This is a genomic window from Pseudomonas sp. FW305-3-2-15-E-TSA4, from assembly GCF_058787295.1.
The window spans coordinates 41,112-65,564 of sequence record NZ_JBYSZP010000016.1 but is presented as its reverse complement, the minus strand read 5'-3'; the positions used below and the strand labels follow the sequence as shown (position 1 = coordinate 65,564).

Sequence of the window (24,453 nt, the reverse complement as noted above, 5' to 3'; positions counted from 1 at the left end):
GTTGGGCAGTATACTGCGCAACGTTGGGCGCATTGTGCGTCCTGCCTTTTATAGTGCGCAAGGACATGACGTCAGTGAACAGCTCCCCTACGCCTCTTCGCTTCTCCCGTTTCAGCAAGGCCGAGTGCGTGCTGGTGCTGATCACCATGGTCTGGGGCGGTACGTTTCTGCTGGTGCACCACGCAATGACCGTCAGCGGCCCGATGTTCTTTGTCGGCCTGCGCTTTGCCGCTGCGGCCGCCATTGTTGCGCTGTTCTCCTGGCGCCACTTGCGTGAACTGACCCTGTTCGAGATCAAGGCCGGATCGTTCATCGGCGTGGCGATCATGCTCGGTTATGGCTTGCAGACGGTTGGTCTGCAAACGATCCCGAGCAGTCAGTCGGCATTCATCACCGCACTGTACGTGCCCTTCGTGCCGTTGCTGCAATGGCTGGTGCTGGGCCGTCGGCCGGGGTTGATGCCGAGCATTGGCATCATGCTGGCGTTTACCGGTTTGATGCTGTTGTCCGGGCCGTCCGGGGCCGCGCTGAACTTCAGCCCCGGCGAAATCGCCACGCTGATCAGCGCCATCGCGATAGCCGCCGAGATCATTTTGATCAGCACCTATGCCGGTCAAGTCGATGTACGCCGGGTGACCGTGGTGCAACTGGCGGCGACCTCGGTGCTGTCGTTCCTGCTGGTGGTGCCGACCGGTGAAACGCTTCCGGATTTTTCCTGGACCTTGCTGGTGACCGCGCTGGGTCTCGGTGCGGCGAGTGCGGCAATTCAGGTGGCGATGAACTGGGCGCAGAAAAGCGTTTCGCCGACCCGGGCGACGTTGATCTATGCCGGTGAGCCGGTGTGGGCCGGGATCGTCGGGCGGCTTGCCGGGGAGCGCTTGCCGGCGATTGCCTTGGTGGGCGCAGGGTTGATCGTGGCGGCGGTGATTGTCAGCGAGCTGAAGACCAAGGGTAAGGTTGTCGAAGAAGACGCTGAGCTGGAGCGGGAGCCCCAAGGTTAATCCGCAATATCTTTAGTGCCTGAACCGTAGCTATCGCGAGCAGGCCATTCCAAGCAATATCCATCTACCTGAAACAATGCCAAACAGAAAATTCCAGACTACTTTGTAGGATTCTGAGACATCCTGGCGTTTGGTAATCAGGGAGCTGGCACGTATGATGCTTCACAAACTTCCGCAGATTAGAAGCCTATGTCCCTGATAGTTCTACTGCTTCTGCCATTCATTGGCAGCTGTCTGGCAGCGGTGCTGCCACACAACGCGCGTAATACCGAATCCCTGTTGGCAGGTCTGGTCGCTCTGATCGGCACCGTGCAGGTCGCGTTGTTGTATCCGCAAATCGCCCACGGCGGGGTGATCCGCGAAGAATTCATGTGGCTGCCCAGCCTCGGTTTGAATTTCGTCCTGCGCATGGACGGCTTCGCCTGGTTGTTCTCGTTGCTGGTGCTGGGCATCGGGGCCCTGGTCTCTTTATATGCGCGTTATTACATGTCGCCGGACGACCCGGTGCCGCGCTTCTTCGCCTTTTTCCTGGCGTTCATGGGCGCCATGCTCGGGCTGGTGATCTCCGGCAACCTGATCCAGATCGTGTTCTTCTGGGAGCTGACCAGCCTCTTCTCGTTCCTGTTGATCGGCTACTGGCACCACCGCTCCGATGCCCGACGTGGCGCTTACATGGCGCTGATGGTCACCGGTGCCGGGGGACTATGCCTGCTGGCGGGGGTCATGATCCTCGGCCATGTCGTCGGCAGCTATGACCTGGACAAGGTCCTGGCCGCCGGCGATCAGATTCGCGCACATGCCCTCTACCCTATCCTGCTTCCCCTCATCCTCATTGGCGCCCTAAGCAAAAGCGCCCAGTTCCCCTTCCATTTCTGGCTACCGCACGCCATGGCGGCGCCCACTCCGGTTTCGGCCTATCTGCACTCGGCGACCATGGTCAAGGCTGGAGTGTTTCTGCTTGCGCGTCTGTGGCCGTCATTGTCCGGCAGTGAAGAATGGTTCTACATCGTCAGCGGCGCCGGTGCGTGTACGTTGTTGCTCGGCGCCTACTGCGCGATGTTCCAGAACGATCTCAAGGGCCTGCTGGCCTACTCGACCATCAGCCATCTGGGCCTGATCACCTTGCTGCTGGGCCTGAACAGTCCGCTGGCAGCTGTTGCCGCGGTGTTCCACATTCTCAACCACGCGACCTTCAAGGCCTCGCTGTTCATGGCCGCGGGCATCATCGACCACGAAAGCGGTACCCGTGACATCCGCAAACTCAGCGGCCTGATCAAACTGATTCCGTTCACCGCGACATTGGCCATGGTCGCCAGCGCGTCGATGGCCGGCGTACCACTGCTCAACGGCTTCCTGTCGAAAGAAATGTTCTTCGCCGAAACCGTGTTCATCAACGCCACTGCGTGGGTCGAAGCAGCGTTGCCGATTGTCGCGACCATCGCCGGTACCTTCAGCGTCGCGTACTCGCTGCGCTTTACCGTCGACGTGTTTTTCGGCCCTACCGCCACCGACCTGCCGCACACCCCGCACGAACCGCCGCGCTGGATGCGTGCGCCAGTCGAGCTGCTGGTGTTCACCTGTCTGGTCGTCGGGATCTTCCCGGCGCAAGTGGTCGGCCCGCTGCTCGCGGCTGCCGCGCTGCCGGTGGTGGGCGGGACGCTGCCGGAATACAGCCTGGCGATCTGGCACGGTCTGAACGCGCCGATGATCATGAGCCTGATCGCCATGTCCGGCGGCATCGTGGTCTATCTGCTGCTGCGCAACCAGCTCAAGCGGGGCCGCTTCAAATACCCGCCGCTGGTGGGTCGCTTCAACGGCAAGCGCCTGTTCGAGCGCAGTCTGGTGCTGATGATGCGCATGGCCCGTCGGGTCGAACGCCGACTCGGCACCCGCCGCCTGCAAATGCAACTGTTCCTGATGGTCTTGGCGGCAGTGCTCGCCGGCCTGATCCCGATGTTGCACAGCAGCCTGAGCTGGGGCGACCGGCCGAAGATTCCGGGTTCGATCGTGTTCGTCACCCTGTGGCTGCTGGCAATCGCCTGCGCGCTCGGCGCCGCATGGCAGGCCAAGTATCACCGTCTCGCCGCCCTGACCATGGTCAGCGTCTGCGGGTTGATGACCTGCGTGACCTTCGTCTGGTTCTCGGCGCCGGATCTGGCCCTGACGCAACTGGCGGTGGAAGTGGTGACCACGGTGCTGATCCTGCTCGGTCTGCGCTGGCTGCCGCGACGCATCGAAGAAGTCTCGCCACTGCCGTCGAGCCTGCGCAAGGCCCGCGTGCGCCGCTTGCGCGACTTGCTGCTGTCGATTGCCGTCGGCGCCGGCATGGCGCTGCTGTCCTACGCGATGCTGACGCGGCAAACGCCCAACGACATTTCCTCGTTCTACCTCAGTCGCGCCATGCCCGAGGGTGGTGGCAGCAACGTGGTCAACGTGATGCTGGTGGACTTCCGCGGCTTCGACACCCTCGGTGAAATCACCGTGCTGGTGGCCGTGGCGCTGACCGTGTTCGCCCTGCTGCGACGCTTCCGCCCGCCGAAAGAAAGCCTGCAACTGCCGGCCCAGCAACGCCTGCTCGCGCCGGACGTGGTCACCGATCTGGTCAACCCGCGCAGCGCCAGCGACACCGCGCTCGGCTTCATGATGGTGCCGGCGGTGCTGGTGCGCCTGTTGCTGCCGATTGCGCTGGTGGTGTCGTGCTACCTGTTCATGCGCGGTCACAACCAGCCGGGCGGCGGTTTCGTCGCCGGACTGGTGATGTCGGTGGCGTTCATCCTGCAATACATGGTCGCCGGCACGCAGTGGGTCGAGGCGCAAATGAGCCTGCGACCGCTGCGCTGGATGGGCACCGGGCTGCTGTTCGCCACCGCCACCGGTCTCGGGGCGATGGCGGTTGGTTATCCGTTCCTGACCACCCACACCTGGCATTTCGCCTTGCCGCTGCTGGGCGAGATCCATATCGCCAGCGCGCTGTTCTTCGATATCGGCGTGTACGCCGTGGTGGTCGGCTCGACGCTGCTGATCCTCACCGCCCTCGCCCACCAATCGGTGCGGGGTCACAAGACCGCGTCGCTGCCCAAGTCCGTCGCCAGCAAAGGAGCCGTCTGATGGAAGAAGTCATCGCAATCGCCATCGGCGTGCTCGCCGCCTCCGGGGTCTGGCTGGTGTTGCGACCACGGACGTTTCAGGTGGTCATGGGCCTGTGCCTGCTGTCCTACGCGGTCAACCTGTTCATCTTCAGCATGGGCAGCCTGTTCATCGGTAAAGAGCCGGTGATCAAGGACGGCGTGACCCAGGACCTGCTGCACTACACCGATCCGCTGCCGCAGGCACTGGTGCTGACCGCGATCGTCATCAGCTTCGCCATGACCGCGCTGTTTCTGGTGGTGCTGCTGGCGTCGCGGGGCCTGACCGGCACCGACCACGTCGACGGCCGGGAGCCCAAGGAATGATGGCGATGACTCACCTGATCGCCGCACCGATCCTGCTGCCGCTGCTGACCGCCGCCATCATGTTGATGCTCGGCGAAAAGCACCGACCGCTGAAGGCGAAAATCAATCTGTTCTCCAGCCTCGTCGGCCTGTTCATTTCGGTGATGCTGCTGCAGTGGACGCAAACCACCGGCGTGCCCGGTTCCATCGGCGTGTACCTGCCGGGCAACTGGCAGGCGCCGTTCGGCATCGTGCTGGTGGTTGATCGCCTCTCGGCCTTGATGCTGGTGTTGACCGGGATCATCGGCGTCAGCGCCCTGTTGTTCGCCATGGCGCGTTGGGACGGCGCGGGATCGAGCTTCCACGCTTTGTTCCAGATTCAGCTGATGGGCCTGTATGGCGCCTTCCTCACCGCCGACCTGTTCAACCTGTTCGTGTTCTTTGAAGTGCTGCTCGCCGCCTCTTATGGCCTGTTGCTGCACGGTTCGGGTCGGGCGCGGGTGTCGTCGGGGCTGCATTACATCTCGATCAATCTGCTGGCCTCGTCGCTGTTCCTGATTGGCGCGGCGCTGATCTACGGCGTCACCGGCACCCTGAACATGGCCGATCTGGCGCTGAAGATCCCGCTGGTGCCGGAAGCCGACCGTGGCTTGCTGCACGCCGGTGCGGGGATTCTTGCGGTGGCATTCCTGGCCAAGGCCGGCATGTGGCCGCTAAACTTCTGGCTGGTGCCGGCCTACTCCTCGGCCAGTGCGCCGGTGGCGGCGATGTTCGCGATCATGACCAAGGTCGGCGTCTATACCCTGCTGCGTCTGTGGACGCTGCTGTTCTCCGGGCAAGCCGGGGCTTCGGCGTTTTTCGGTGGCGATTGGCTGATCTACGGCGGCATGGCGACCATCGCCTGCGCGGCGCTGGCGATTCTCGCCGCGCAACGCCTGGAGCGCATGGCCAGCCTGAGCATTCTGGTGTCGGCCGGGATTCTGCTGTCGGCGGTGGGTTTCGCCCAGCCAAACCTGATCGGCGCAGCGCTGTTCTATCTGGTCAGCTCGACCCTGGCATTGAGTGCGCTGTTCCTGCTGGCGGAGTTGATCGAGCGTTCGCGTTCGGCCAACGAAATCCCGCTGGAGGACGAAAGCGAGTTGCTGCCGCGTCCGCAGGAATCCCTGCAACCGCCCAAGGGCATCAACCTTGATGACGAGCAAAAAGCCGTGGTCGGTCAGGTCATCCCGTGGACCATGGCGTTTCTCGGCTTGAGTTTCATTGCCTGCGCGTTGTTGATCATCGGCATGCCGCCGCTGTCGGGGTTCATCGGCAAGCTCAACCTGATCGGTGCGCTGCTTAATCCGCTGGGGCTGGGCGGCGAGGCGCCGATCTCCAACGCGGCCTGGGCGTTGCTGGCGCTGCTGATCCTCTCCGGACTGGCCTCGTTGATGGCATTCGCGCGCATGGGCATCCAGCGTTTCTGGACGCCCGAGGAGCGCCCGTCGCCGCTGCTGCGCAAGCTTGAATGCGCGCCGATCTTCCTGCTGCTGGGATTGAGTATCGCGCTGACCTTCAAGGCCGAGCCGCTGCTGCGTTACACCCAGGCCACCGCCGACGCGCTGAACAACCCGCAGCAATACGTGATGGCGGTGCTCGGCACCCGCGCCGTTCCCAGCCCTGAAGCCAAAGCGGCGATGCTGGAGGTGCAGCCATGAAGCGCGTATTTCCGGCACCATTGCTGTCACTGGCGTTGTGGGTTTTGTGGCTGACGCTGAACCTCTCCGTCAGCCCGGGCAACCTGCTGCTCGGTGCAATCCTCGGGTTCGCCGCACCATTGATGATGCGCAAGCTGCGCCCGAAACAGGTGCGCATCCGCCGTCCGCTGACGATTTTGCGCCTGTTCGTGATGGTCGGTCGTGACGTGATCCTCTCCAATCTAATCGTCGCCTGGGGCGTGCTCAACGCCGGTCGCCGCCCGCCGCGCTCAGGCTTCGTCAAAGTGCCGCTGGACCTGCGCGACGCCAACGGTCTGGCGGCGCTGGCGATGATCTGCACCGTGGTGCCGGGCACCGTGTGGTCGGAGCTGGCGCTGGATCGCAGCATTCTGCTGCTGCATGTTTGGGATCTGGATGACGAGGCGCACTTCATCCACCACTTCAAGACTGCCTACGAGCAGCCGTTGATGGAGATTTTCGAATGAGCCCGTTGCTGTCGAACGCGATTCTGCTGACGCTGTTCCTGTTTTCACTGGCGATGGTCCTGACCCTGATTCGCCTGTTCAAGGGGCCGTCGGCACAGGATCGGGTACTCGCGCTGGATTACCTGTACATCGTCGCCATGCTGATGATGCTGACCCTGGGCATTCGTTATTCCAGTGACACTTACTTCGAGGCGGCGCTGCTGATCGCGCTGTTCGGCTTCGTCGGCTCGTTTGCCTTGGCGAAATTCCTGCTGCGTGGCGAGGTGATCGAATGACTGCTGAATTGTCATTGTGGGTGGAGATTCCGGTCGCGATCCTGCTGGTGCTCAGCGGGGTGTTTGCGCTGATCGGCGCGACCGGATTGCTGCGCATGAAAGATTACTTCCAACGCATGCACCCGCCGGCGCTGGCCTCGACACTGGGCGCGTGGTGCGTGGCGCTGGCTTCGATCATCTGTTTTTCTGCACTCAAGTCCGGGCCAGTGATGCATGCCTGGCTGATTCCGATTCTGTTGGCGATCACCGTGCCGGTGACCACCCTGCTGCTGGCGCGGGCGGCGTTGTTCCGCAAGCGCATGGCCGGGGATGATGTGCCGGCTGAGGTGAGTAGCCGCAGGACCGAGAGTGGTAGTTGAAGTTTTATATAGTCTGCAATGACGCCATCGCGAGCAGGCTCACTCCTACAGGGGAACGCATTCCAAATGTAGGAGTGAGCCTGCTCGCGATAGCAATCTCCAGATCACCTCAAACCTCAGACCCAAGCCACCGCCAACAACCCCGCCCCCAACACCAGACACAGCGGCGAATACACCCAGGTATCCAGCCGCGCAAACCGCGACCCCTTCACTTCCTTGAAAAACCCCACCAGATTCGAATCGCCGATCGCCCGGGCGAACATCAATAACGCAATCGCACTGATCACCCATTGCAACGCTTTGTGATGCACCGCCGGCATGCCCCAGCCGACCCGGATGCACACCAGCGCGGCAATCACCAATAATGCTGCCGCTACCAGCAAGGTAATCCAGCCTGACGGTTTGAACGCCGGTCGCACCGTCGCCACCAGTCCTCGCACCGGCACTTGCGGTACCGCCGCCACCGCCGCCCACTGCCCACCCAGCGCCCAATACACGTGTACCAGGCTGATTGCCGCAAATATCGTCACCAGCCATTGAGCCAACACAAAGGTCATGGTCGAGAATCCTTTCGAGGGATTTGAACAAAACATCCTAGTCGGCATTTTTTGAAGTGCACGACCGATCAGCGGTACGGTAAAGTGCCGCCCCATGAAATTCACCCGTTCCGATCGCTCACTGCTGGCCTGGATGCTTTATTGCTGCGTCCTGTTCAACGTGTTCGCCTGCAGCATCGGTCACGGGCAAATGGTCGGGATGCAGCTCAACGGCATCGGCGGCCAGTTCTGTACGGTCGACCCGGCCACCCAAGCGCCACTGACCAGCAATCCCGGCGAAGAACAATTGCCGACCCTGTCCAAGGCGTTTGGCTGCCCGCTGTGCTCGGTCGGCGGCGGCATGGGCCCGGCGTTCAACTCCAGCCTGACCCTCGCGGTGCTGCCCGAGCAACACAGCCCGCCGCTTGCGCCCATCGTCAGCGCCGACCTCCCTGCCCGCTTCACCTGGCCTTCGGCCAATCCTCGCGCCCCACCGCTCGCCTGAGTGTCTTTGCCTTTTTGATTTTTCAGCCCACTGCGCCAACGCGCGGCGTTTGCCTGTGCGCTGATTCCCAGACAAGCATTCAGGATTCAACGATGAAACATATTCCTCTGCTGGCCAGCCTGTGCGGCTGCCTGTCCCTTAACGCCTGGGCGCAATCCACCGTAGACCTGGCGCCGATCACCATCGACGGCGAATCCACCAGCGAACCAGGCCTGAGCCTCGATCAATCCAGCGGCATGGCCTCGCGCCTCGGTCTCAGCGTGCGCGACACACCTGCGTCAGTTGCCGTCGCCAACCGCAACGACATCGAACGCCACGACGCGCAGAACTTTCAGGACGCCGCCAACACCCTGCCCGGGGTCAATGCCAGCGCACCACCGGGCTTTGGCGGATTCGTCTCCTACCGTGGTTTTACCAGTAGCCAGATCACCCAGATGTTCAATGGCATCAACGTCTCCGGCGGTCTCGCCCGACCGGTGGATGCGTGGATCTATGATCGAGTCGAACTGGTGGGCGGGCCTTCGTCACTGATCAACGGCGCAGGCTCGGTCGGCGGCTCGCTGAACTATGTGACCAAACTGGCGACCCGCGACGAACAAGCCGCCGAAGGTCGCGTCAGCTACGGCAGTTACGACACCACCGAAACCGCGTTCGGCCTCAACCATGCGCTGACCGACCCGAGCGCCGACGTGCAGCACTACGCGCGGCTCGATGTCAGCCACAACACCAGCAACGGCTACATCGACCGTCAGGAGCGCGATGCCTGGAGCGTGGCGTTCTCGTTGCTCAGCGACCTCACGCCGGATCTGTCGCACACCCTGGCCCTGGAATATCAGGATGAACACGAAGACAGCCCCTACTGGGGCACGCCGGTGCTCAACCCCAAGGCCGGCGAGTTGAAGATCGACAAACACAACCGCTTCAACAACTACAACGTCGAGGACGGGCGCTACGAACAGCGCACGATCTGGGTGCGTTCGATCATCGATTACCGGATCAACGACAGCACCACTCTGCGCAATACGCTGTATCACCTCGACAGCCAACGCGACTACCGCAACCTCGAAACCTATCAGTACAACGCCGACAACACCGCAGTGAACCGCTCCACCGCCTATCAAGTACGCCATCAGGGTGAGCAGAACGGCAACCAGTTCGAGCTGCGCCACGACAACACCCTGTTCGGCCTCGACACCACTTGGTCCGGTGGTTTCGAGTACAAGGTCAACCAGACCACCAACTCGCCGCTGAATATCAAAGGCGCAAGCACGGTCGATCCGAACAACTACCGTCCGGGGCATTTCTACGATATTCCCGGCACCAACCCGACACTGATCAGCGACAAGACCAACGAGGTCACCACCAAGGCGCTGTTCGTGGAAAACCGCCTGGCACTGACCGACAAACTGGCGTTGCTCACTGGCCTGCGTTACGACGACATCGACCTCGACGTGACCAACCATCGCACCGTGACGGCCGCCAATCCCAAGCACCTCAAGCGCAGCTGGGAGCCGGTCACCGGGCGCGTCGGCCTGACCTACCAGTTCATCCCATCCGCCAGCGTCTACGTGCAATACAGCACTGCCGCCGAGCAACCGAACGGCACGCAGGACTTCGATGTTTCCACCGGCAAGCAATGGGAAATCGGCAGCAAGTTCGACTACCTCAACGGCCGTGGCTCGGCGACGGTTGCCGCGTACACCATTGAGCGCAAGGACTTCGCCGTGACTGACCCGCTGGACCCTACCAGCAGCATCCCGGTAGGTCAGCAAACCTCAAAGGGCATCGAGATCGCCAGCTCCCTGCGGATTACCGACAAGCTGTTGGCCGAAGGCAACTTCGCCTGGGTCGATGCGCAATACGATGATTTCACCGAAAAGAACGCCGCCGGCGCGGTGGTCTCACGCAAGGGCAACACGCCAACCAACGTTCCGGATCGGGTCGGCAATCTATGGCTGACTTATGATTTCTCGCCGCAATGGCAAGGTGGAGTCGATGCGCGGTATGTGGCATCGGTATATGCGGACACGGCGAACACCATGACCGTGCCGTCGTACACGCTGTTCGGCAGCTTCCTCAGCTACAAGGTCGACTCGCACACCACCGTCACCGGCCGAGTGCGCAACCTGACCAACGAGGTGTATGCCGAGTTTGCGCATGTATCGCCGGCTTACTATCTGGGTACGCCGCGCACCTTTGAATTGGCGGTGCAAACGAAGTTCTAAAAGCATGAAAGCTTCGCGAGCAAGCCCGCTCCCACAGGAGAACGCGTTCCAATTGTGGGAGTGAGACTGCTCCCACAGGACAGAGCGCTCCAATTGTGGGAGCGGGCTTGCTCGCGAAGAGGCCAGCAATCTCAACGTTTATTTCAGATCAGCCGCCACCTTCTCCGCCACATCCTTCGGCACCCACGCCTGCCACACCTCCGGATGCGCCTTCATGAAGGCCTCAGCCGCCTGCCGTGGTGCGGTGTGTTTCTCGCTCATCTCGGCCAACGCCTTGTTCAGCGGCTCGATCGGGAAATCCACCTTGCTGAAGAATTCGGCAATCTGCGGATACTGCTTCTGGAACGGCGTAGACACCCCGATCGACAGCTTCGATGCCAGCGAACGGGTCGGTTTCGGATTGGGGTTATCGGCATCGGTCAGGGTCTTCCACGCCTCGGCATCGAACGGTGGCTCTTCCAGCTGCACCAGTTTGAATTTGCCCAGCAATGGCGTCGGCGACCAGTAATAGAACAGCACCGGTTTGCCCCGACGGATCGAAGAGCTGATCTCGGCATCCAGCGCCGCACCCGAGCCACTGCGGAAGTTGGTGTAGTCGTCCAGCAGCCCGTAAGCGGTCAGTTTCTGCTTGTTCACCACTTCCGAGGTCCAGCCGATCGGGCTGTTGAGGAACCGACCCTTGCTCGGATTTTCCGGGTCCTTGAACACGTCCTTGTATTTCTTCAGATCGCTGACACTGCGCAAGTCCGGCGCCAGCGGCTTGATGCCCTTGGCCGGGTCACCCTTGATCACGTACTCCGGCACCCACCAGCCTTCAGTGGCACCCTTGACCGTATCGCCGAGACTGACGACCTTGCCCTCCGCTTCAGCCTTGACCCACACCGGACTGCGCCCGGCCCACTCTTCGCCAATGACCTGAATGTCATTGTTGGCCAGCGCGGTCTCCAGGGTGATGGTGGTGCCGGGCAGCGTATCGGTCGGCAGGCCATAGCCCTTCTCGACGATGATCCGCAGGACATCGGTGATCAGGCTGCCGCTTTCCCAGTTCAGATCGGCAAAATGAATCGGTGCCTGTGCCGCCGCTGCCGGCTGCGCGGCCGTCAGCACACCGAACGAAACCACGCTGGCGGCCAATAGCCGTCGAATTCCTTTCATGCTTTGCACCTCGTGCTGTTCACAGCAATAGCAGGATGGCCTGGCAGAAGACCGCAAGCCTCTGAATACTCAGTCAACTGACTGTAGCCGAGGTTCCTGCTTTTTCCGGGCCGCAATCCCGGCGAGGTTACGTTTCAGACTTTTCCTGCAAGCTTTGCAGCTCGCGTCTGACCATGCTGGCGTATTCCGCAGGCCGCAAGGTGTAGATCTGCGCTGCCACCCAGTTCAGCCATGCACCCTGCAATTCGGCTTTGGCGTTGAACAGGCGCAAGGCCTCCTCACGCGCACGGTCGAGGTTCTGCGAATGGAAGTCGGCGCGACTCACACCACCGATCACTCGCTGGCCTTGAACGTGATCAGTTCGCCCTTGCGCCACTTCGCCGCTTTACCGGTAACGGCTTTCAGGGTCTTGGTCAGGCCTTCCTGCAGTTGCTGGTGCGCGGCAAACACCGTCACCACGCTGTGGCCTTCCTTGAACAGGATCGCGTGGCCGTCCGCTGTATCGACAAAGGCGTAGTCGCCCAGGCCGTACACCGTCAGTTTGATTTCGCGAAAGCGGATGTCCATCTTGCCGCCTTCACGGCTGGGCAGCACGGCCGCACTGAAATGATCACCGACCTTGAGCTTGAGCCCCGGTTTATCATCGACTACCAACGCACTTTCGGTGTCGATCTCGGCCACGTAAATGCCTTCGGCGTTCTGTTCGGTGATGTAAACAAAACGCGACTGGAACAGCTTGACCAGCTTTGCACGCAAATCACCCAACACGAACAAAGCATGCATATCGAGGTTACTGACTGCCAAAGAAACATCCCCACATCTGAAAAAGTACCCGGCGCCAAAACGCGCACGGCAAAAAAACGGCCAGGCCGATGCTGTTACCGAATGACTTCAGTACACCTGAAACAAGCGGAGCGCCCATACATCACAAGTTCGCAAGACTACTGGAAAGTCAGGCGAGAAACTTGCCTCGATGTTCGCCAGGCCTTGAAGGAAAAATCTTCATTGAAGCGCAACGAAGACTGACTACAAACTTTAGGGAAAAAACTGACGAAAAAAAGCCCTTTTCCGACATATCGCCGGTAAAAAATTGCTTTAGATAGGCACCTGTCGCCAGCAGACACTGGCGATTCTAGAGCAGCGATGCTGCTTCCGACTACCCGAACCGACCTGTAACCGTCGGCTATCTCATGAAAAGGACTTCATATGTGCACTCTGACTCACTTTGCCCAGCCCTCCAAACCAGTCATGGATACGCCTTTCGTGCTGCACGGCACTGATTTGCCGGAACTTGCGCAATACGCACAAAGCGTTCAGACCCCACGATTTCAGGTGGTCCCGGCAGGTAACGCGTTCTTTCATATCAAGGAATCTTCCACCGGTCGTGTAAGAGGTTTCCGCGAAGACCACAACGAAGCGTGCGCCCTCGCCCGCTTGCTTGAATCACGGATCGAACTCTTGTCCAACGGCTGCCTCAGATAAAGAGCGAGCGACAGCGCCATTCCGGCACACGCAAAAAGGAGTACACGATGGAACTGCCTGCATATGATCTGAAAACCCTGTTCGACCAACTGGGCCTGCCATCGGAAAACGGGGCCATCGACGATTTCATCGAAGCACATCCGCTGGATGCCAACACCAAGTTGATCGATGCCGAGTTCTGGACGCCGCAACAGGCGCAACTGCTGAAGGAGTGGCTGCGCGCCGACGGCGAAGAAGCGGTGATGGTCGATGAATTGAACGTACGCCTGCACGACGGACGTTAATAAATGTCAGTGCAGGCTGTCGCCAGGCTCGGCCATCAGTTGCGCGAGCCAGGCAGCCTTGCACTCCTCCGCCTCGTCGCGACTGGCGAACGCGGTGCCACGCCGCTCACCATTGAGCAACACCACCCAGCAGACGCTCTGGCCCATCGCGCGCAATCCGGCGGGCACACCACTGCCAATCATCACCGCGACATCGACTCTGCACATACTGACCTCTCGATTTCATTAGCTACCTAACTAACGGCCATGTTAATGACTTCATCGCAGAGGAAACAGCAACGCCCGTGCACAGATTCATTGCGCGAGCGGTAACAATCGATCAGCGCGGATTCTCCGGCTTGTAACCCAGGCGCAGACCGCCCCAATGCCGGCCCTTGACCATGATCGGCACCGACAAGTCGTGCATCAGCTCCCCGGTGTCACGGGTGTAGGTCTGCAGCAACACCGCCTGTTGATGGCTGCCGCAGCGGATCCCGGTGCGGTCGGCGAACTTGCGTTTGGTACGATTACCCACCGCGTCGATCTGCTGGTCACCAGTCAACGGCTGACTGAACGCCAGGTTGTGCGTCGGCACATAACCCTGCGGCGTGCAGGCGATGGCGAACACCAACCCCTCATGGCGCGGCAGCAACGGCTCCTGGATCGCCGGCAGCACCTGATCGGTGTAGCGGTCGAAACGGGTCTGAAACTTCGCCGGCTGCGTCCCGGGAATCGGTTGATATTGACGGTCGAACAAATCCTCAAGACTGATCCGCCCCTGCTCGACATCCGCCTCGAACCGCGCCGCAATCTGACTCGCGCCCTCCCGCGCCAGGTCATAGACGCGCTGGTGATAGTCATCCAGACCGACTTCGGCCAGACGCTCGCTGATGGTTTCCGCCTGCCCTTCCATCTGCACAGCGGCCTCGGCCAGACGGCGGGTCTGCTGATCGCTGATCGCCAGATCACTGCGCATCTGCTCGATGGCCTTGAACAGGCTGTCGAGCTGCTCGCGATTGGTTTCCGCGCCACGGGCGATTTCACCGACCTGAGTTTCCACTCCCGCCGCCAGCCGCGCGATGTTTTCCAGATGCTGACCGGTATTCTCGACCTGCTCGACACCGGTCTGCAGATCGCTGGACAGCTCGCGGATCTGCTCCACCACTTGCGCTGTACGCTGCTGAATGTCGGCAACCATCTCCCCGACCTCGCCGGTCGCCGAGGCAGTCCGCGCTGCCAGACCCCGCACCTCATCCGCCACCACCGCAAAACCACGGCCATGCTCGCCAGCCCGCGCCGCCTCAATCGCGGCGTTGAGGGCCAGCAGATTGGTCTGGCTGGCGATGGACTGAATCACCAAGGTCACCCGCTGAATGTCGTCGCTGCGCAGGCTCAGGGCTTCGATCAGCTCACGGCTGGCATTGGCGCGTTGACTGAGTTGATGCATGCGTGCAATCGAATCCACCAGTTCGGTGCGCCCCGCCGCGCTGCTGTGATGCGCCTCGCTGGCGGCGTCCAGCGCTTCACGACTGAGCTGCGAAGTGGCGTGTTCGGTGGCGATCATCACTTCGGCGTTGCTGACAATCTGCGCCGCCGCGTCGAGTTGCGATTCAAGTTTGCTCGCCAGTTGCTTGACGGAAAACGCCACACCGGCAGCTGACAGTGCGTTATGACTGGTGGTGTAGGAAAGATCGCGGGTGAGTTCGGCAATCGCGCTACCTGTATCGACAGACGCAACATCGGCGACGGCACGCGAGCGCAGGCGCGGCAGCCAGACAATCAGCACCGCCAGCGGCATGCCGATGTACAGCGACCATCCACCCAGCGTCATACCGGCGAGCAACAGCATCAGGGCGATGCTTTGCAGGGTCGGAGCGATCCAGCGGTTTTTCGGCAACAGCACTGGTGCGGGCAAAGCCCCAACCAGAGATCCATCTCTCGTCATATCAACACCCCACGCTTGTTCTCATTGTTGTGACTGCATTAAACGCCACTAGAACGCCACTATAACGCCATTATCCATGGTCCGTTAGTCGTGGAGTCTGCAGCAAGTCAATGGAACGACGCGCAAAATATCGCAGACGAGCAAAAGCAAAGATCGCAGCCCCGTCAGCTCGTGGAGGAGCTGCCGAAGGCTGCGATCTTTTGCAGGCGCCCCCGATTCAGGGGGCAGCCATGGAATCAGGCCTGACGCTGGTGCTTGTCGATCTGCTCGTGACGCTCTTGAGCTTCGATGCAGTACTTGGTGGTCGGGCTGATCAGCAGGCGTTTCAGGCCAATGGCCTCGCCGCTGTCGTCGCACCAGCCAAAACTGTCTTCCTTGATGCGCTCAAGGGCTTGTTCCAGTTGCGGCAGCATGCGCTGGTCGCGATCGATCGCGTTCACCAGCCAGGTGCGCTCTTCTTCAACCGAAGCCGCGTCCGCCGGGTCGGCCGGAGTGTCCAGGCTTTCGATGGCGATACGGTTTTGCTCAATGCGCTCGTGGGTTTCGACTTTCATGTTCTGCAACAGCTCGGTGAAGAAAGCGTGTTGCTCGGCATTCATGTAGTCATCTGCCGGCATGGCCAGCAACTTGTCCTTTGTCATTGATATCTCTATAAAAAAACGTGCATTAAGGCGAAATAGGGAGCGTTCCGGCGAACCGTGTCCGGTCGACGAAAAGGCATCGTTTATTGCAAACGCCACCCGGCACTCAATTTACGAAGGGGCGGCAGTCTAAGGCCCGTTTGAGGCCTCAGCAACTGTAAATACCGGGAATTTGTCCGACAACAGCCGTAAACGGGTCTGACACAGGCTTCATGGCGGTCATCGGAGTGCGTTTATAGCAAGAAATTCAGTCGAGCGGCTGTATATAGAAGACAAACGGCTAACCGCTGGTGCCTCATCGCGAATTTTTCTTCTCCCGGTGCATCGTTTCAGCCAAGCAGAACCCCAAAAGCCCTCCTAACATCAGGCACATCCCAGCACTTTGTGTGATTTGATCAGCCTGAAGGAAGACTTATGCCCCGCCCCGATCTGCCGGCCAACGACGAGCGCCCCCTCGCCAGCCCCCCGATCAATGCCGAGCGTCTGCTGCAACTGATCACCGACGAATACGACACCCTGCCGCGCCAACTCAAGCGCATCGCCAGCTACATGAGCCAGCAAAGCGACCGGATCATGGTCGATCGCATCAGCGACATCGCCCGGGAATGCGAGGTGCATCCGTCCGCCATCGTACGTTTCTCGCAGCGCTTCGGCTTCAGCGGCTTCAGCGAGATGCAGGCGCTGTTCCGCGCCGCCTACACCCACAAAGCCTCGCCGGTGCACAACTACCAGCAACGCATCCGCAGCATGATCGCCAACCAGTCGCAGCAAGCCAGCGACGGCGACCTCGCCCGCGAATGCATCGACGCCACCCGCTCCGGCATCGAACGCCTGGGCCGCGAACTCGACGACGTCGCGTTCGAAAAAGCCGTCGACCTGATCGTCAACGCCGACAACATCTATGTCGTCGGCGTACGTCGCTCCTTCGCCGTCGCCGACTACCTCGTTTACAACTTGCAACACACTCACAAGCGGATTCACCTGGTTTCCGGGCTGGGTGGCAGTTATCGCGAGCAGATGCGCAGCGTGCGTAGCGGTGATTTGGTCATCGCCATCAGCTTCACCCCCTACGCCAAGGAAACCCAACACTGCCTGCGCTACGCTCGCCAGCAACAGGCCAACACCCTGATCCTCACCGACAGCCACCTCTCGCCTTTGGCCAAAAACGCCAACAGCCTGCTGCTGGTGAATGAGGGCAGCGCACTGGCGTTTCGTTCGCTGAGTGCGACCTTGTGTTTGTGTCAGGCGTTATTTGTGGCGGTGGCGTATCGGCTGGAATTGAATGTGGATGAGATTCATGAGCAGGCCGGTTTTGACGACTGACATTTGCCTCAGGCTCGGCTAGGTTATGCCTTCCCACCGGTTCGACTTGAAGGAACGCGTCATGAAACTGATCGGCATGCTGGACTCCCCCTACGTGCGCCGCGTGGCGATCTCCGCCAAACGCCTCGGCATCGACCTCGAACATGAATCGGTCTCGGTGTTCCGCCACTTCGAGCAATTCCAGCAGATCAACCCGGTGGTCAAGGCGCCCACGCTGATCCTCGACGACGGCGTGGTCCTGATGGACTCCACCCTCATCCTCGACTACCTCGAAGCCGCCAGCGGCAAAAGCCTGCTGCCGAGCGACCTCAAACAACGCGCCCACGCCCTGCGCCTGATCGGCCTCAGCCTCGCCGCCTGCGAAAAAGCTGTGCAACTCTATTACGAACGCAACCTGCGACCGGCCGACATTCAATACCAACCGTGGGTCGAGCGCGTCGAAGGCCAACTCGCCGCTGCCTTCACCGCCCTCGAACAGGAACTGGAAAAAACCGGCCTGCCCACCGACGGCACCCTCACCCAGGCCGGCATCAGCCTCGCCGTCGCCTGGAGCTTCACCGACCTCGTCGTCCCCGACCAGATCGACACCCGCCGCTACCCGCACATCACCCAATACACCGCGTACGCCGAAACCCTCGAAGCGTTCGTCAGCACCCCGATGACCTGACCATGAGCACCACCGACACCGCCGCCCCGGCGTTAAAGGAAATCTTCAACGCCGAGCGCCTGCAACACATCGCCAGCGAAATGAGCGCCGTGTACCCGGCGTTCAAGGCCAAGGCGTTTCTCAAGCACGCCAACCAAGGGCTAGAGGAACTGTCGGTGATGCAACGCATGGCCCGCGTCAGCGAAAGCCTGCACGCCGTGCTGCCGCTGGACTACGAAGATTCCCTCGAAGTCCTGCGCGAACTCGCCCCCCGCCTCAACAGCGGATTCGTCAGCATGTGCCTGCCGCACTACGTCGCCAGCTACGGCGGCCACGCCTTCGATACCTCGATGCAAGCACTGAAATACTTCACCACCTTCGGCTCCTCCGAATTCGCCATCCGCCACTTCCTGCGCAGCGACCTCGAACGCTCGCTGGAACTCATGCACGACTGGACCCAAGACCAAAACCACCACGTCCGCCGCCTCGCCAGCGAAGGCACCCGCCCTCGCCTGCCCTGGTCATTCCGCCTGGAAGCCGTGCAAGCCAACCCGCAATTGACCGCCGGAATTCTCGATCGATTGAAAGCCGACGAGAGTCTGTACGTGCGCAAGTCCGTGGCGAACCATCTGAATGACGTAACCAAGGAACATCCGGAATGGGTGCTGGACACGATTGAAGGCTGGCCACTGGAGAACAAACACACCGCGTGGATTGCCAAGCATGCGTTGCGCAGTTTGATCAAACAGGGAGATCTGCGCGCGCTGACGGTGATTGGCGCGGGGGCCAAGGCTGAGGTTGAGTTGCTGGATGTGCGGGTTGAACCGGCGGTGGTGAGGTTGGGTGAGGCGATTACGTTGTCGTTTACGGTGAAGTCGACGGTGGCGCATGAACAGCGGTTGGTGATTGATTATGCGATTGACTATGTGAAGGCGAATGGCGGGGTTTCGGGGAAGGTTTTCAAGTTGAAGACGGTGGTGTTGGCGGGGTTTGGGGAAGTGGTTGTGGGGAGGCGGCAGGTGATTCGGGATTTTACGACGCGGAAGCATTTTGTTGGGCGGCATGGGGTTAGGGTTTTGGTGAATGGGGAGGTTTTGGGGGGGGCTGCGTTTGAGATTGTTGCTGATTGATACTGCTGATGGATTCCGCTGATCTGGCAGTAGTCGGAGTTATAGGGAATATCGGATGGGGCTGCTTTCGGCCATTTCCTGCCTATTACCAAGGACAGAGCACGGCCAAAAACGGAACCTCGACGTTGAGATAATTGATGCTCAGGGACACCCGTTTGGTAGAGCGGTGAGAATGTGTGCAATCACAAAACGCCCAGACTCTAGCGCGCTCAAAGCAATCTAGGCCGCTCACACCACGCCAACACTAGGTATCGATTCTTGCAGCATCTCTTGAATCTTAATGCCCGTGACCAATACCAAATGACGTTCCTGTCGTATCAACAACTTTCCCTGGCGACTCACGCAAAAACTCTTCGTACTTTGTCTTACAATCGTTTTTTCAATCTAAACAAATAAACCGCTGCACCAAATGTCAGTAGATAAGGCAGACATCTCACCAGGGAAATATTCTTCAACGGCAAATCGAAACCTGGCACCACTTGCACATAGAAATGGTAGCTCAAGACCATTAACACCAACGCGACACCCAGCGTCATCTGTATGCGCAAATGGTATATCATTTTATTGTTCGGCCTATGGGAACCAAAATAGTAGTGTATCTCCTTAAGGTCTTCTTTGAGCAAGAACTGTCGTTCAATATTCGCTATGATGACCAAGTTACGATTATACCAATAAGCAGCATCAAATAGATGTGCCATCAGCCAGAGCGCTAAAAGCAAGACAATGCATACTGCAAAATCCAACGGAACGATATTCTTTTCAACTAAAGCGAAAACTGCAAACGCCCCAACTAGAACGCCTACGCTTTGCCATACAACCATTATATGACGATTGATATCATTAAACATTTGATCATACATCTTAAGTAGCAGGTCTTCTCTGCTCACGGCTCACCTCCATCAAACTAAGCGCATCATCATGAATGCCATATCCAGACCAAATTTTGTTTATATTTTCGATTGAATCTATTATACACCGCTCATACCCACCGATCGGATGGCGTACAAATTTAATCCCATCAAAATAATCACCATATTTGGCATCTAGAGTAAACCTATTACAATCTATTGAAAAAACCTTCAACTTCTCAGCTAGTGCCCGTTGAGTATCAGGTCGACCACCTAATAAATGAACGGGCCTATCAAAGCTTTCTATCGAAACTTTTGTACCACCATATTTGGTCGGAACACTATAAGCCAACAAAAATTCTTTCGGTATCAACTCTTTTAGCCGACCATTCATCAATGTATCTTTAGGCACGATAGCGACATGCCCGCTATACTTTAGCAGAGCTTCAGCTTCCTTAATGATTTTTTCCAAACTAAAGATGCATTCAACGTCCCTTGCTATAGTTAATCGCGGGTTTGTTTCGGCTGCCGCTTCAACGTGCTTTTCATAGCTATAACTTTTCCAGTTGATATCCAGAAAACCACGATCATTAAAACCAAACGTTTTAACATCACGGAGATTTGTATACCTTGCTCCCGGATGCCAACCATATTCTTTCGCTATTGATATAACTTTTTTGCTGTGCGCTACGAATTTTAGAACTTCCATCGTGCCTCTCAAGATTACGGCGCATCAGCGATTGTTGCCAAAAAATGGGCAGATGCTAGTGCTTAGCTGTTGCCTGCGTGCTAACTTTATATGAGCTATAGAGAGTAGTGGCATTTTAGATTTTCTTCCAGTTTGAATCTATCGTACAGCCAATTTACTTTCTCACGCGCTACCTCTAATTAGCCTCCCGAAAATCACAAATTGGTAAGCAAAAATCAGCACTTAGAGCAAAATCGCGTCAACGCCAGCAGTCGCAGCCCAGCGGCAGCTTTAGGTCTATTACTGCCCGGCGCTAAGGACTGAAAACGGCCCAGAGCTGCCTTTCTCGAAAGGCAGCTAACTGGACCAAAAGCGGATAGCCAGCGATGCGTCAATGTCACGTGCGGATAGGCGTGCGCACGGGAAGCGCGGCATGAATCCAGTTGGCCTGCGTCAGCGCCCGAATTCCATCACTTCTAACATCTGGGTTTCCATCAAGAGCACGAAGCGTGACGATGATGGTAACCGGAAGCGCATGCGTCAGAGCCGGTTCGAAAGCTCGAAGCATTGCCGTGGCTTGAAGCCCCCAAGTTTCAACGGCTGTGCCTTGAGGAAAGCTCTTGCGATGAACCTTAACCGGCGACCATTTACTTCCATGCTCCACTTGGGCAGCTTCATATCCACTTTGTCCCTCCTCGCCATCCATGGGGACCTTACCTTTAATGTTGTTACCATCGATTTCGCCAAAGCTAAGTTCAACATTGGCACGAACGTATTCACTGCCGGCCCCAGGATCAACCGGTGGTGCGTAGGCAGCGGTAATGATGATCTCACCTCGAAATTTTCCGTTGTGAACCAGAGCAGCCGGGATTGGATATGAAGCTTTACGCCACCGCATTCCAGGTACCAGGTCCGCTTGGAAAACCAACGTGAAGCTGTCGTCGCTGTCATACAGACATTTCAGAATCGCCTCTGGCCTACCTGCTCCATGATATCGGCGCTCAAACGCCTCGTAATCAGGCGACGACAGCTGCGCAGAGTGAATCATCAGGGCTTTTACCAATGCAGGCGTCGGTGTCAAAGCTCCATGCCCAGTCACGGACAACCAGGCGTTGGCGGCCATTGCAGATGCGATGGGAGCCGCGTAACTCGTCCCAAAGCCGTAGCCCAACTGATTTTTCGGCGTGAGTACTTTGAGGCTGCACGGACCTGCTGCCCATGGCGCATGAACGCCTCCCCCCACGTGGCTTATATCTGGTTTAGGTGTAAAGACCGGGCCTGGGCCGCAGCGAGAATATGGCGTAGGGTGCCCGGCTGCAGAGAGCGCCCCGGCAGCGTCAACGTGAGAGATCGATCCCACGGTTAGAGCTCGAACAGATTCACCAGGACATGAAACGCGGTCGGCAAGCTGCGCAGGGTTTGGCCATGTCCGGCGCGGCTGATCGAGATAGTTTCCAGCGGCAACAACGAAGAGAACTCCATATTTGTCGCTAAGGTCATCCAGTGCCATGGACATTTCGCTGAAGCTGTGCTCATCACACGCCGCGCCGCCAAGCGAAAGATTCCATACTTTGATATCCGGTCGACGCTGAACCGCCTCTCGCAACCTCAGCTCCAACTCACCGAAGGAAGATCCTGCAGCTTCTAGCGCGCATACGTCATGTACATAGGCCTGTGTCGGAGGTATCCAAGAGTGCCCATCATTAAAATGAGCCGCACCGGCCACGAGGGAGGCAACTGCCGTGCCGTGCTCAAAATTCGTGTCAGGCGGAAGAACGTAAGTGTCTCGACTTTTTACCCAGTCGGTTATCGCCAACGCGTCTCTGCTGACTCCCGTGTCGAAGACTGCCACTGTAGGATAAACAGTGTTAGCGGGGGTGGCTGCACTACCTGATGCGGCAGTTACCGGCACACTTACTGAGTTACGACTGTAGAAGGTTGGTTCGGCGTATATCTGGCGTGCGCCGGGGTAGTCCAGCAAGCTCGAAAGAGCTGAGTCATCGAGTCGATCTAAGCGCCGTATCGCAATGAGAGGCAGACCTCTACCGATGGGGATTTCGGAGTAGTCAATGCTCAGCGATTTCAACAACCGGAGGATGGTTTCCTGATTGATGCTGTTGAAATCTGACCGCTGATATTGGAAAAGTCTCAGCAGGCCGCTTCCCTTCTGCTGTAGCTCAGCGGAACCACCAGGGTTACGACGAGCACGGCCCCAAGGCTCAATCCCTTCAATAGCGCTGAGATTAGCAGTGATCACTTTCGTTCTGCGCGTCAAAATGGCGCTGTTAAGAGCAGAGATAGCTCTTCCATCTGCAGAAACTAACATCTCGTCAATGTTGGCGTGACCTGCAGGTTGCAGTCCCGTCTCTTGAGTAAGCTCGATTGGTCGATGGGACTTCGCTATCCCTTTCTCCCTAAGGCGGAAGACAAACGTCGACAGCTGCGATGGATACCTTTCCTGCTCACCAGACAAAGCTGACGAGGCTTGCAGCAAGCTCTGCGAAAGAGTTTTTCGGTATTCGTCATCCACCGGCACTAGAATCTTCTTGCCCCCACCCGGTGGACGCTCTACCGAACTGAGGTCTATCGGGGAAAATGGGACATGAATAAAGGGGTTTTCAGTCCGTGGATTGAGCCGATCCTGGACTGATTCTGGACCTTTCTTGCGTGCCATGGTCGCTGCCTTCCTTGATTATTTTGCCTATATGCCTTGTCGACAAGCCGTACAGCTTTGCCAGTGCTCTCAAGGAAAAATGCTTAGGAGACCACTCTCGCAGCCAATAAATCTCAGCCTCGACGGTTGATAGCAGTATGCCACTGGTTATCGCAAGATTTAAACCTAGCCGCCGTACCAGCTCTAACTCACTAATTTCTTTAGCGCCTGCCAAAACAGTCGTTCGCTTCGTGTCCAGGCAAACCTGCTCGATATTCGCACCGGTAATACCTGCGGAGATTCCCGCGAGATGGTCCAGGTCAATTCCCTCATCCGTATAGGGCAACAAAAACTGAGCCCATAGCTGCCTACGTAAAGCAGTGTCTGGAATAGGCATGGGTACGCGGAAACCAAAACGTCGCCATACAGCTGGATCCAGCAAGCGATCATGATTCGTGGCAGCAATGACGACGGTGCTTTCAGTCATCGCGTCGATGTTCTGCAGCAGCGCGATAACGACACGTTGAAGCTCTCCAACATCTCGATCATTCCCCCTAGCGCTTGCGAGGGCATCAAACTCGTCGAGAAGTAGTACACAAGGCCTTTGTTGCGCGAATTCGAAAACTCTTCTCAGGTTTCTACTGGTCTGCCCTAGAAGGCTACTCACCAGGGTATCGCAGCGCACTGTAAGCAGCGGCAGACTGAGCTTAGCAGCGATATAGCGCGCCAATTTGGTTTTTCCGGTTCCAGGTAGTCCGTAAGCTAACAGCCTACTCGGCATCGCTGCATTAACCCGCGCGAGCTCGTCGTAACGTTGGACGTTGGCTATGAAATCACTGATTCGTGAGGCGATCGCACTCGGCAGCAGAAGAGAAGTTTCATCTTCCAATGGATGGCTTACGTCCACCGTATGCAAGTGGCTTTCACCGTCAACTGGCAGGTTGCCAAAGCTGAACCCGTTCGAAGCATCCTGGGCATTTGCTAGCGCGACAGGTGCTCGGGCAAGCCGCTCGCGAATCATACGGGCTTGCTTACCATCTCCGGCCTGCTCCAGCTTATCGGCAAGAAGCCCTGCATAGTTCGAAGCCATGCTGGCATTAGCCTTCAAGGCACCATCAAGGATTTTCAGTATTTCGGAAAGATATTCCAAGTGAGCTACCAATCA

At 58.4% G+C, this 24,453-nt stretch carries 25 protein-coding genes; 14 read left to right on the top strand and 11 right to left on the bottom strand.

Translation table 11 applies throughout. The features are described 5' to 3' along the window. Window positions 1-65 precede the first annotated feature (65 nt). The 7 genes from AC3WMV_RS21650 to AC3WMV_RS21620 all read left to right on the top strand — a co-directional run bounded on the left by AC3WMV_RS21650 (window position 66) and on the right by AC3WMV_RS21620 (window position 7,248). Window positions 66-1,001 carry a DMT family transporter gene (locus tag AC3WMV_RS21650; RefSeq protein WP_103368870.1) on the top strand — a complete coding sequence of 312 codons (936 nt, stop codon included), beginning with the start codon at window positions 66-68 and terminating at the stop codon, window positions 999-1,001. 189 nt (window positions 1,002-1,190) lie between these two features. Next, window positions 1,191-4,109, top strand: coding sequence for a monovalent cation/H+ antiporter subunit A (locus AC3WMV_RS21645; RefSeq protein ID WP_095136487.1), 2,919 nt, complete (start codon window positions 1,191-1,193; stop codon window positions 4,107-4,109). Further along, window positions 4,109-4,453 (top strand): Na+/H+ antiporter subunit C, encoded by a 345-nt coding sequence (locus AC3WMV_RS21640; RefSeq protein WP_003225953.1) that lies wholly within the window; start codon window positions 4,109-4,111, stop codon window positions 4,451-4,453. Before AC3WMV_RS21645 ends, AC3WMV_RS21640 begins: the two co-directional genes overlap by 1 nt. Further along, window positions 4,450-6,129, top strand: a complete 1,680-nt coding sequence (locus tag AC3WMV_RS21635; RefSeq protein WP_096796381.1) for a monovalent cation/H+ antiporter subunit D — start codon at window positions 4,450-4,452, stop codon at window positions 6,127-6,129. The genes AC3WMV_RS21640 and AC3WMV_RS21635 overlap by 4 nt, the downstream gene beginning before the upstream one ends. After that, entirely contained in the window at window positions 6,126-6,614 is a 489-nt protein-coding gene (locus AC3WMV_RS21630; RefSeq protein ID WP_097090308.1) for a Na+/H+ antiporter subunit E, read from the top strand. Before AC3WMV_RS21635 ends, AC3WMV_RS21630 begins: the two co-directional genes overlap by 4 nt. Next, window positions 6,611-6,889 carry a K+/H+ antiporter subunit F gene (locus tag AC3WMV_RS21625; RefSeq protein ID WP_003225959.1) on the top strand — a complete coding sequence of 93 codons (279 nt, stop codon included), beginning with the start codon at window positions 6,611-6,613 and terminating at the stop codon, window positions 6,887-6,889. Before AC3WMV_RS21630 ends, AC3WMV_RS21625 begins: the two co-directional genes overlap by 4 nt. After that, the gene (locus AC3WMV_RS21620) at window positions 6,886-7,248 is read left to right on the top strand and encodes a Na+/H+ antiporter subunit G (protein WP_095136490.1); all 363 of its coding nucleotides are present in this window, start codon (window positions 6,886-6,888) and stop codon (window positions 7,246-7,248) included. Before AC3WMV_RS21625 ends, AC3WMV_RS21620 begins: the two co-directional genes overlap by 4 nt. Window positions 7,249-7,364: 116 nt before the next feature. On the opposite strand, the gene AC3WMV_RS21615 is transcribed toward AC3WMV_RS21620, so the two are convergent. After that, the gene (locus AC3WMV_RS21615) at window positions 7,365-7,805 is read right to left on the bottom strand and encodes a DUF3995 domain-containing protein (protein WP_103368871.1); all 441 of its coding nucleotides are present in this window, start codon (window positions 7,803-7,805) and stop codon (window positions 7,365-7,367) included. Between the two features lie 94 nt (window positions 7,806-7,899). Here AC3WMV_RS21615 and AC3WMV_RS21610 point away from each other — a divergent pair, with 94 nt between their 5' ends. Next, the gene (locus tag AC3WMV_RS21610; RefSeq protein ID WP_097090306.1) at window positions 7,900-8,289 is read left to right on the top strand and encodes a DUF2946 domain-containing protein; all 390 of its coding nucleotides are present in this window, start codon (window positions 7,900-7,902) and stop codon (window positions 8,287-8,289) included. A 92-nt stretch (window positions 8,290-8,381) separates the two neighbouring features. Further along, window positions 8,382-10,514 (top strand): TonB-dependent receptor, encoded by a 2,133-nt coding sequence (locus tag AC3WMV_RS21605; RefSeq protein WP_103368872.1) that lies wholly within the window; start codon window positions 8,382-8,384, stop codon window positions 10,512-10,514. Window positions 10,515-10,652: 138 nt separating this feature from the next. Here the strand turns inward: AC3WMV_RS21605 and AC3WMV_RS21600 are convergent, their stop codons facing one another. The 3 genes from AC3WMV_RS21600 to AC3WMV_RS21590 form a co-directional block, all read right to left on the bottom strand. Then, the gene (locus AC3WMV_RS21600) at window positions 10,653-11,669 is read right to left on the bottom strand and encodes an ABC transporter substrate-binding protein (RefSeq protein WP_103368873.1); all 1,017 of its coding nucleotides are present in this window, start codon (window positions 11,667-11,669) and stop codon (window positions 10,653-10,655) included. Between the two features lie 127 nt (window positions 11,670-11,796). Then, window positions 11,797-11,994 carry a hypothetical protein gene (locus tag AC3WMV_RS21595; RefSeq protein WP_027612962.1) on the bottom strand — a complete coding sequence of 66 codons (198 nt, stop codon included), beginning with the start codon at window positions 11,992-11,994 and terminating at the stop codon, window positions 11,797-11,799. Window positions 11,995-12,002: 8 nt separating this feature from the next. Further along, window positions 12,003-12,473: a hypothetical protein gene (locus tag AC3WMV_RS21590; protein ID WP_007966910.1), complete on the bottom strand. Its 471-nt coding sequence runs from the start codon at window positions 12,471-12,473 to the stop codon at window positions 12,003-12,005. A 402-nt stretch (window positions 12,474-12,875) separates the two neighbouring features. On the opposite strand from AC3WMV_RS21590, the gene AC3WMV_RS21585 reads away from it, so the two are divergent. Together AC3WMV_RS21585 and AC3WMV_RS21580 are read left to right on the top strand one after the other, a co-directional pair. Next, complete coding sequence (locus AC3WMV_RS21585; RefSeq protein WP_027612961.1) at window positions 12,876-13,151, top strand: hypothetical protein; 276 nt, start codon at window positions 12,876-12,878, stop codon at window positions 13,149-13,151. A gap of 47 nt (window positions 13,152-13,198) precedes the next feature. After that, on the top strand, window positions 13,199-13,435 hold the full coding sequence (locus tag AC3WMV_RS21580) for a DUF2789 family protein (protein ID WP_095666879.1): 237 nt from the start codon (window positions 13,199-13,201) through the stop codon (window positions 13,433-13,435). Window positions 13,436-13,441: 6 nt separating this feature from the next. Here the strand turns inward: AC3WMV_RS21580 and AC3WMV_RS21575 are convergent, their stop codons facing one another. The 3 genes from AC3WMV_RS21575 to AC3WMV_RS21565 form a co-directional block, all read right to left on the bottom strand. Then, window positions 13,442-13,642 (bottom strand): hypothetical protein, encoded by a 201-nt coding sequence (locus AC3WMV_RS21575; protein ID WP_007966907.1) that lies wholly within the window; start codon window positions 13,640-13,642, stop codon window positions 13,442-13,444. Window positions 13,643-13,754: 112 nt separating this feature from the next. Then, on the bottom strand, window positions 13,755-14,978 hold the full coding sequence (locus AC3WMV_RS21570; RefSeq protein ID WP_409077697.1) for a methyl-accepting chemotaxis protein: 1,224 nt from the start codon (window positions 14,976-14,978) through the stop codon (window positions 13,755-13,757). A 617-nt stretch (window positions 14,979-15,595) separates the two neighbouring features. After that, window positions 15,596-16,000 carry a TraR/DksA family transcriptional regulator gene (locus AC3WMV_RS21565; protein ID WP_003225981.1) on the bottom strand — a complete coding sequence of 135 codons (405 nt, stop codon included), beginning with the start codon at window positions 15,998-16,000 and terminating at the stop codon, window positions 15,596-15,598. A 414-nt stretch (window positions 16,001-16,414) separates the two neighbouring features. Between AC3WMV_RS21565 and AC3WMV_RS21560 the strand changes: the two genes are divergently transcribed. The 3 genes from AC3WMV_RS21560 (at window position 16,415) to AC3WMV_RS21550 (ending at window position 19,099) form a co-directional block, all read left to right on the top strand. Continuing rightward, window positions 16,415-17,323 (top strand): MurR/RpiR family transcriptional regulator, encoded by a 909-nt coding sequence (locus AC3WMV_RS21560; protein WP_007966905.1) that lies wholly within the window; start codon window positions 16,415-16,417, stop codon window positions 17,321-17,323. A gap of 61 nt (window positions 17,324-17,384) precedes the next feature. After that, the gene (locus tag AC3WMV_RS21555) at window positions 17,385-17,990 is read left to right on the top strand and encodes a glutathione S-transferase (protein ID WP_103368875.1); all 606 of its coding nucleotides are present in this window, start codon (window positions 17,385-17,387) and stop codon (window positions 17,988-17,990) included. 2 nt (window positions 17,991-17,992) lie between these two features. Next, a complete protein-coding gene (locus AC3WMV_RS21550; RefSeq protein WP_103368876.1) occupies window positions 17,993-19,099 on the top strand; it encodes a DNA alkylation repair protein in 1,107 nt (368 codons plus the stop codon). A gap of 365 nt (window positions 19,100-19,464) precedes the next feature. Here AC3WMV_RS21550 and AC3WMV_RS21545 read toward each other — a convergent pair whose 3' ends face one another. From AC3WMV_RS21545 to iteA, 4 genes are all read right to left on the bottom strand, one after another. Next, window positions 19,465-19,986, bottom strand: coding sequence for a hypothetical protein (locus tag AC3WMV_RS21545; protein ID WP_103368877.1), 522 nt, complete (start codon window positions 19,984-19,986; stop codon window positions 19,465-19,467). Next, complete coding sequence (locus AC3WMV_RS21540; protein ID WP_146038505.1) at window positions 19,961-20,656, bottom strand: DUF6610 family protein; 696 nt, start codon at window positions 20,654-20,656, stop codon at window positions 19,961-19,963. The genes AC3WMV_RS21545 and AC3WMV_RS21540 overlap by 26 nt, the downstream gene beginning before the upstream one ends. A gap of 376 nt (window positions 20,657-21,032) precedes the next feature. Next, on the bottom strand, window positions 21,033-23,309 hold the full coding sequence (gene iteS, locus AC3WMV_RS21535; protein WP_103368878.1) for a S8 family anti-phage peptidase IteS: 2,277 nt from the start codon (window positions 23,307-23,309) through the stop codon (window positions 21,033-21,035). After that, complete coding sequence (gene iteA / locus AC3WMV_RS21530; protein ID WP_207264427.1) at window positions 23,254-24,438, bottom strand: anti-phage ATPase IteA; 1,185 nt, start codon at window positions 24,436-24,438, stop codon at window positions 23,254-23,256. The genes iteS and iteA overlap by 56 nt, the downstream gene beginning before the upstream one ends. Window positions 24,439-24,453 lie beyond the last annotated feature (15 nt).

Bases quoted from the DNA above. Each gene is read 5' to 3' on its own strand.
- AC3WMV_RS21650 (WP_103368870.1), top strand. From the start codon at position 66: ATGACGTCAGTGAACAGCTCCCCTACGCCTCTTCGCTTCTCCCGTTTC.
- AC3WMV_RS21645 (WP_095136487.1), top strand. From the start codon at position 1,191: ATGTCCCTGATAGTTCTACTGCTTCTGCCATTCATTGGCAGCTGTCTG.
- AC3WMV_RS21640 (WP_003225953.1), top strand. From the start codon at position 4,109: ATGGAAGAAGTCATCGCAATCGCCATCGGCGTGCTCGCCGCCTCCGGG.
- AC3WMV_RS21635 (WP_096796381.1), top strand. From the start codon at position 4,450: ATGATGGCGATGACTCACCTGATCGCCGCACCGATCCTGCTGCCGCTG.
- AC3WMV_RS21630 (WP_097090308.1), top strand. From the start codon at position 6,126: ATGAAGCGCGTATTTCCGGCACCATTGCTGTCACTGGCGTTGTGGGTT.
- AC3WMV_RS21625 (WP_003225959.1), top strand. From the start codon at position 6,611: ATGAGCCCGTTGCTGTCGAACGCGATTCTGCTGACGCTGTTCCTGTTT.
- AC3WMV_RS21620 (WP_095136490.1), top strand. From the start codon at position 6,886: ATGACTGCTGAATTGTCATTGTGGGTGGAGATTCCGGTCGCGATCCTG.
- AC3WMV_RS21615 (WP_103368871.1), bottom strand. From the start codon at position 7,805: ATGACCTTTGTGTTGGCTCAATGGCTGGTGACGATATTTGCGGCAATC.
- AC3WMV_RS21610 (WP_097090306.1), top strand. From the start codon at position 7,900: ATGAAATTCACCCGTTCCGATCGCTCACTGCTGGCCTGGATGCTTTAT.
- AC3WMV_RS21605 (WP_103368872.1), top strand. From the start codon at position 8,382: ATGAAACATATTCCTCTGCTGGCCAGCCTGTGCGGCTGCCTGTCCCTT.
- AC3WMV_RS21600 (WP_103368873.1), bottom strand. From the start codon at position 11,669: ATGAAAGGAATTCGACGGCTATTGGCCGCCAGCGTGGTTTCGTTCGGT.
- AC3WMV_RS21585 (WP_027612961.1), top strand. From the start codon at position 12,876: ATGTGCACTCTGACTCACTTTGCCCAGCCCTCCAAACCAGTCATGGAT.
- AC3WMV_RS21580 (WP_095666879.1), top strand. From the start codon at position 13,199: ATGGAACTGCCTGCATATGATCTGAAAACCCTGTTCGACCAACTGGGC.
- AC3WMV_RS21575 (WP_007966907.1), bottom strand. From the start codon at position 13,642: ATGTGCAGAGTCGATGTCGCGGTGATGATTGGCAGTGGTGTGCCCGCC.
- AC3WMV_RS21570 (WP_409077697.1), bottom strand. From the start codon at position 14,978: ATGATCGCCACCGAACACGCCACTTCGCAGCTCAGTCGTGAAGCGCTG.
- AC3WMV_RS21565 (WP_003225981.1), bottom strand. From the start codon at position 16,000: ATGACAAAGGACAAGTTGCTGGCCATGCCGGCAGATGACTACATGAAT.
- AC3WMV_RS21560 (WP_007966905.1), top strand. From the start codon at position 16,415: ATGCCCCGCCCCGATCTGCCGGCCAACGACGAGCGCCCCCTCGCCAGC.
- AC3WMV_RS21555 (WP_103368875.1), top strand. From the start codon at position 17,385: ATGAAACTGATCGGCATGCTGGACTCCCCCTACGTGCGCCGCGTGGCG.
- AC3WMV_RS21550 (WP_103368876.1), top strand. From the start codon at position 17,993: ATGAGCACCACCGACACCGCCGCCCCGGCGTTAAAGGAAATCTTCAAC.
- AC3WMV_RS21540 (WP_146038505.1), bottom strand. From the start codon at position 20,656: ATGGAAGTTCTAAAATTCGTAGCGCACAGCAAAAAAGTTATATCAATA.
- iteS (WP_103368878.1), bottom strand. From the start codon at position 23,309: ATGGCACGCAAGAAAGGTCCAGAATCAGTCCAGGATCGGCTCAATCCA.